This is a genomic window from Aquiflexum sp. (assembly GCF_041751335.1).
Lineage (GTDB): Bacteria > Bacteroidota > Bacteroidia > Cytophagales > Cyclobacteriaceae > Aquiflexum.
This window is the reverse complement of the sequence record NZ_JBGSXS010000159.1, coordinates 1-6,298: the sequence shown is the minus strand read 5'-3', so window position 1 is coordinate 6,298 and position 6,298 is coordinate 1. Positions and strand designations below refer to the sequence as shown.

General features: G+C 40.8%; 6 protein-coding genes. 2 read left to right on the top strand and 4 right to left on the bottom strand.

The genetic code is table 11. From position 1 onward, the window contains the following. Nucleotides 1-205: hypothetical protein (locus ACEW8U_RS09055; protein WP_373521720.1), on the bottom strand; the 205-nt coding region annotated here is incomplete at its 3' end. Nucleotides 206-577: 372 nt separating this feature from the next. Here ACEW8U_RS09055 and ACEW8U_RS09050 point away from each other — a divergent pair. After that, nucleotides 578-1,681, top strand: coding sequence for a helix-turn-helix transcriptional regulator (locus ACEW8U_RS09050; protein WP_373521719.1), 1,104 nt, complete (start codon nt 578-580; stop codon nt 1,679-1,681). An 85-nt stretch (nt 1,682-1,766) separates the two neighbouring features. After that, nucleotides 1,767-2,507, top strand: coding sequence for a hypothetical protein (locus tag ACEW8U_RS09045; protein ID WP_373521718.1), 741 nt, complete (start codon nt 1,767-1,769; stop codon nt 2,505-2,507). 89 nt (nt 2,508-2,596) lie between these two features. On the opposite strand, the gene ACEW8U_RS09040 is transcribed toward ACEW8U_RS09045, so the two are convergent. The 3 genes from ACEW8U_RS09040 to ACEW8U_RS09030 form a co-directional block, all read right to left on the bottom strand. Continuing rightward, entirely contained in the window at nt 2,597-5,563 is a 2,967-nt protein-coding gene (locus ACEW8U_RS09040) for a type I restriction endonuclease subunit R (protein WP_373521717.1), read from the bottom strand. Then, nucleotides 5,553-5,807 carry a hypothetical protein gene (locus ACEW8U_RS09035; RefSeq protein ID WP_373521716.1) on the bottom strand — a complete coding sequence of 85 codons (255 nt, stop codon included), beginning with the start codon at nt 5,805-5,807 and terminating at the stop codon, nt 5,553-5,555. The genes ACEW8U_RS09040 and ACEW8U_RS09035 overlap by 11 nt, the downstream gene beginning before the upstream one ends. After that, a partial coding sequence (locus ACEW8U_RS09030; protein WP_373521715.1) for a hypothetical protein occupies nt 5,801-6,298 on the bottom strand: 498 nt, incomplete at its 5' end. The genes ACEW8U_RS09035 and ACEW8U_RS09030, both read right to left, overlap by 7 nt.

The following is a 6,298-nucleotide window of genomic DNA, read 5'->3' as shown; positions in this document are numbered from 1 at the left end:
CCACTCCTGTCAATCCCCACAAATTAATGATCACCGGCTTTTCCTGGATTTCGGGAAAAAGATACCAAGAGCTTATCGCATCGACGACTTCCTCAATGACCTGATCTATTCCCACAAATTCTGTTTTCAGTGTTTCCTTGGCTTGTTGAAGAACTGCTTGTTTTTCAATCAATTCTTTGTGCCTTTGTTGTAAGTCCTTGTTCATATTTTCTTGTTTTGGGTCAAAACTATCCTGAGCCTATGCCAAAGAACGGCCGAGTCTATTCTTTTTTCTGACTCTCCGCCATTTTTCATGTAGGCTTGTTTCCAAAGAACTCTAATTTTAATTCATGTTTTTCGGGTTAGTGTGGGGAGGACGACGGCGGACCGGGCCGGCCTTGGCCTTGCGCGCGGATAGGATTCCGCCGTCTTGACTTTTTTGGTTACTTTTTTTGTCAAGAAAAAAAGTGACTATATAATTAGCTTGTCAAAATTCACCACCTATAGAATATAATATATGGTTCCGAATACCAAGATTCTTTTTTTTTATGCTGACATGCCCGGAGAATCCCACTTAAAAAAAATCAAATAAAAAAACATGTATTTACGGAATGATGCCAGTAAAATTGTAATTCGATATAATTCATGGCAGGACCTTAAAATGTCCGGTACTTCGGTCTTCGGTCTTCGGTCTTCCGTCTTGCCTCAAACAGGATATTGGACAACTGGCAAAGAAGCGTATATCCATATAAAATTTCACACCCAGCCATATATTGGCTCAGGCTATGCCTATATTTATGACATGAGCAAATTAGCATCCCTGATCCGGCAGACAGAAATCATCAAACTGGCCAAAAGAAAATCCTTTGACTGGGAAACATTGGACAGGCATTTGGCACGTAAGGAAGAGGAACTTGGGCATCAACTCTGCATCTCCAAAAGGACCTTTAACCGGGACCTGTCCGAAATTGCCTCCCTGTTTGGAATCGCCATTTCCTTTGACTTCAAAACTGCCCTCTACAGCATTGTTCCGGAGGATAGCAGTGAGGAAAACACCCAATTGCTGGAAGCTTTTGATATGCTTCAGGTCTTTGGACAAAAAGGAAAAGTGCCTTCCTACCTGCTTTTTGAGGAGCGAAAAGCTAAAGGAACGGAACACCTCACTTCTATTTTGGCAGCCATACAAAAACAAAAATTGGTAAACATCCAATACGAGAAATACTGGATGTGGGAACTGGAAGACAGGACCTTAAAACCGCTGGCGCTGAAAGAATTCAAACAGCGCTGGTACCTGCTTTCTCTGGACGAAAAAAACAAATTCAAAGTATTTGGATTGGATCGGATCCGGAATCTGGAGATATTACAAGAGGGCTATCAGGTCAGTCAGCACATGGACTTTGAGCGGTATTTCAGGGAAGTCTTTGGCATCATCAATACGCCCGGCAATCCTGTGGAAGATGTTATCCTCACCTTTACCGAATTCAAAGGCCGCTATATCAAATCCCTGCCCCTACATCCCAGCCAGGAAATATTGGTGGACGATGGCAATATCCTGACCATCCGCCTCCGTGTCAAAATCGAATACGAACTGATCTCCGAAATCCTTTCCCATGGGGATGAGGTGAGAGTGGATGCACCGGAGAGGTTGAAGGAGATAATGAGGGAGAAGGCGGGGAATGTTGTTGGTGGAAGGATAAAGTAATGGTGAGAGTACAATTATGGTATAGGTATTTGCAACCTTTTTGTATATTTAAAAATATAAACCTAAAGAAACAAAAATTTTAATTATGAACACTTTACGAGAAAAAGAGGATCAATTTTTCATAGATTGGAAAAATGAAGTTGAGGTAAATGGTAAAACATTCTTTGTCCAAGATGGAACTATTGATTCATCGAAGTATGAAAATTCTACACTTAAAATAATGAGCCTAATGAAAGAAACGCCCTTCGATAGTACAGCTAGTCATGGATATGTATTTGGAGATGGAGTAAGTAATCAGGTGAAAAATAAAGGTCGATTTCATTTTCGAAAAGGAAGAGATGCTATCAGAATCCTTACCGGTAGATTATCTTGTATTAGGGAGATTCTAGAAAAAAACAATCCTGAATTTTCGTATGGAGACATCAAAGGTGAAAACATTAACAAAAGGACAAACATTGATTATTTTTTGGAATCTGCATATGTAAACATTAAGAAATATAATGGATTGTCTCGCTCCAATCTAAAGGATCTGGAAAATGTCATATTAAGGGATAGAGAAAAACTGAAATTTCAAATCAATGAAATTTTGAATCCTGACATAATTCTATGTTGCATGAAAATCCATTATTACAAGGTGATTAACTATCGGGAAAATGAAATCAATTTACTAGTTGGGGATGAGCAAAAAATGGTCAATATTTTTGAGGAGGATTTAGGTAATAGAAAAAGGTTAATAATTGAAACGTATCATCCTTCTTATTATAAGTACCCTGAGGAGTTAATTATAAATAATTTAAAGAATGCCCTCCTAAATTTAAAAAAATAACCAACCATCCATCCAAGGGCATAAACTAAAAGGGGTGGTTGGTAATAGAGCTCAGTACAGTTAAACATTTTACATCAAACCTCTCCAACTCAATAATACTCCTTAATATACCCATAAGCCCTATCAAACAAAACCTGATCTTTGTGGAGTTGATATTTTAACAAAGCTTTTCTAAGCGACTTCTGAACCTCCCTTTCTCCTGATACTGTCTTTTGCCAACCGGGGAAACTTACTACCCTGACAATGGCATCGATGTCGGTTACTATCCTTTCGACTACGGCAGGAGTTTGATCTGTTTTTAACTCTAGGAACAATTCTGTTAAGGCTGCTTTGGGTGTTTTTTCCTGGATCAATTCTGCCAACTCTTTTTCAGCCTGTACGGTTTCCTTGGCAATTTTACAGAGTTCTTTTACAAATTCTATAGAGGTAATCAATCCTTTTTCTGCCCTATCCCGAAGTTCTTCTAAGAGTTCACTCAGTTTTTTAAACTTGGGATTTCCTTCATGCTTTTTGAATCGCTTGACAAGGATCTTCTCAAGCTTCTTGGCATTTTTTGGGTCGGGATTGTTGAAGATATCTTCAATCACATCTGCATCAAGGACAAACTCTTCCAAATGGTGTATTTCACCGACATGGATGTTTTCATGGATCAACTTGGTTGTCTGAGCGCCCAAGGTCATCCAGAGAAGTTTTCCAATATTATCCGAAGCAGGCCTAACGGATTCATAGACTTGGGAAAGCCATTTATAATCTACCTGATAGAGGTTCAGAATATTATCGGGAGAAAGTGACTCCCAAAGTTTACTCAGGTATTTGAAGTCTTTGGCGAAGGCATCTTTTTGCTCATCTGATTTGATGGCATTTTGAGCGAGTTCGAGGCCTTCAAACCCAACTATGCTTCTGTCTACACCATCAAAATGGGACAAAGTATCGTGCATGGCTTTTGGTAATTGCTCTCTCAACTCAGAAAGATTGGTAATGATCTGTTGCACGGTTTTTTCATCAAACTCCAGTGCTTTGGCCGTATCGTCAAAAACTCCAAAATAATCGACTATCCTGCCGTAATGCTTTTTTGGGAACAATCTATTGGTGCGGCAAATGGCTTGCAACAGGGTATGGTCTTTGAGTGATTTGTCCAGATACATGGTCTGTAAGATAGGGGCATCAAATCCTGTAAGTAGCTTTGCGGTTACAATCAGAAATTTCAAATCCAATATGGGATCGTTGAATTCATCTATGATGCGCTCTTGCTGTGATTTGTCCACTCCCCATTTTTGCTTGAAGTCATAATCATCATTTGCTGATGTGGATATGACAACTTTACTGAATTCTTCGGGGAAGTATTTATCCAATTCTTCTTTATACTGAATACAGGCATAGCGATCCGGTGTCACAATCATGGCTTTAAAACCATGGGGCTCTACTTTTTCCCTGAAGTGAATGGCAATGTCCTCCACAATCTTGGCCACCCTTTCAGGGGATTTGAGGAAAGCTGCCATTTTTGCGGACTTCTTGTTCAATGCATCCGCTTCTTCATCCGTCAAAGCTGCTTCCTCTTTGAAGTTTTCAAAAAGCTTGTCAATGGTCTCTTTATCTACATGCACATCCACCAAGCGGGGTTCAAAATGCAAAGGCAAAGTCGCACCATCCCGAATGGAATCCTGAAAAGTATATCTCGATAAATATCCGCCCTCGTCCTCCTCAGAACCAAATGCCCAAAAGGTGTTTTTATCAGCTTTGTTCACCGGGGTACCTGTCAACCCAAAAAGAAATGCATTGGGCAAGGCTGCCCGCATCTGCCTTCCCAAATCGCCTTCTTGGGTTCGGTGGGCTTCATCTACCAGGACAATGATGTTTTCCCGGGTATTCATGTTTGGTTTGGCATCCCGGAATTTATGGATCATCGAAATGATAATTTTCCGGGTATCTTGTTCCAACATTTTTTGAAGGTCACGGATATTTTCCGTGGTTTCCACATTCGCAATATCCGCAGCATTGAAGGTTCCGGAAATCTGTGTATCCAAGTCTGTTCTATCCACCAAAACAATAACAGTCGGACTTTTCAGTTCCGGCATACGCCTTAATTTTTGCGCTGCAAAAACCATTAAAAGTGACTTGCCCGAACCTTGGAAATGCCAGATCAAACCTTTTTTGATGCGTCCTTCTTTGACTCTTTCTACGATTTTGTTGGCACCTTCATATTGCTGAAAACGGGGGATTATTTTGATCCTTTGCTTTTTATTGTTGGAGCTGAAGAGGGAAAAGTTCTGTAATATATCCAACAGCCTTTTGGGATGTAGCAAATCTCCCATTTCTTTTCCGATCTCGCCCAAGCCCAATAATTTGGCAAGTCTTTCATCTTCGTCTTCCAACCGCCAAGGTGCCCAAAATTCTAAAGGGGTTCTAATTCCGCCAAAAAACAGTTCTTTACCTTCAGTGGCAAAGGAGAGAATATTCGAGACAAAGAGTTGGGGAACGGCATTTTCATACACCTGATGGATTTCATGGGCACCATCCAACCAACTCACACTTGGCCGGATGGGTGTTTTGGCTTCCCCGACCACCACAGGAACTCCATTGATAAACAATACAATATCGGGAATCTTGGTTTCTCGGTGATGGACCCGGTACTGATTGGTAATGATATAGGTATTGTTATTGATATCATCAAAATCAATCAACCGGATTGGCACATGTCTGTTGTTTTCCCCAAAAGGCATGGTCTTGTCTCCGGTAAGCCATTTGAAAAACTCCTCATTTGCCCGCACCAGACCAACTTGGTTCACCGATATCAGGATGGCACGGAGTTTATATATCACCTCATCGGCCAATTCATTTTTGGCTGCTATTTCAGGATTTAGCCTGACCAAGGCAGCTTTCAAATCCTGCTCTAAAAGGACTTCATTTACCGAACGGTTTAGATCTTGGGGAGATTTGTACACCCATTGCACACCATAAGGAGTCAGCGGTTCTGAAATAATTCCTGAATTCAGGTTCAGCCCGGAAAGCTGATGAATGATGTAGTGTTCTACGCTGTTGAGTTCGTTAAATCCCATCAATGGTTTCTTTTAATTGTCTCAGGATTTTTTGAAAATGAAATTCCTGATTTTCAGAATATAAATTCCCTAAAATGGCCTCTTGCTTTACTGGATCTTCCAAAATATCCTTAAAGCAGTCAGCCAAATATTTTTTTACTCCCTCTTCTGAATCCAGGATTTCCTGCTTTACAGAAGAAGTGTATTGGAGTAAATATACAATATCTTCAAAATCCTGACTTGTTCTTGGATCTTTTTTCAGCATAACCGTTTTCTCAACTCCTGAATGGCCAAATTTTTCTCACGTGCTCTTCCTACCCTTAAGGCATCACATAACGCGAGCAATTCATAAAATTTAGGATCCCTCAAACATGCTTCCGGCACTTTCGGATGGAGTGGCTCGATGGATTCTCCTCTGACTTTTCCCTCTCCATAAGGCCATACATAGGGATTTTCACTTGCGATCTCTTCATTCAATGGAGGAGCGGCATGGGCGGTGGGGAGTCCCCTTACTCTTGCGCCAGGTTGTTGTGGATATACATACCGAAGTCCATGTTCCAAAAAATCAAGAATGGCCATTTTCATCAATCGCTTTTTATCCTGTGCAATCAAACCTGCAATGGCGGACCTGTTCAAGCTTTCGCTGATTTCACTTGCACTGATTCCCAACTCCATAGATAAATCTTTCATCAGCCAAGGGGTATCTCTTTTGGCGGCAATTTTGAGCAGGATGACTATATCATGTGGTCGCATGCC